This window comes from Pseudomonas sp. 10B238 (genome assembly GCF_000970615.1).
In the GTDB taxonomy this organism is placed as follows: Bacteria; Pseudomonadota; Gammaproteobacteria; order Pseudomonadales; family Pseudomonadaceae; genus Stutzerimonas.
Genome location: NZ_KQ033998.1, coordinates 1 through 325 on the forward strand (window position 1 = coordinate 1; position 325 = coordinate 325).

General features: G+C 52.3%; 1 protein-coding gene. It reads left to right on the forward strand.

All coding sequences use genetic code 11. The features are described 5' to 3' along the window. A partial coding sequence (tcmP, locus tag RT21_RS22955; protein WP_156155754.1) for a three-Cys-motif partner protein TcmP occupies nt 1-325 on the forward strand: 325 nt, incomplete at both ends.

The following is a 325-nucleotide window of genomic DNA, read 5'->3' on the forward strand; positions in this document are numbered from 1 at the left end:
TATGGCGATGTGCCGTTCCCTAAGATCAAATGGATTTTCCAGAATCTCAACAAAGCCGAGGTCCTGCTGACCTTCAATGTCGATTTTTTGGTTACGTATCTAGCCGACCGCCAAGCGAACCGGAAAGCCATTGCAAATATCGGCTTGGATCAGCATGTGCCATGGGACATGCTTAAACAGCTGAAGGCGCATCAGCCACGGAGCTGGCAATACCTGATCCAGCGCTATCTGTCCGAGGGGATCAAGCAGGAAAGCGGTGCCCAGTACATGACCGTCTTCTTCATTCGTCCGGCCGGCAGCAACCCGATGGCCTATTGGTTTATCC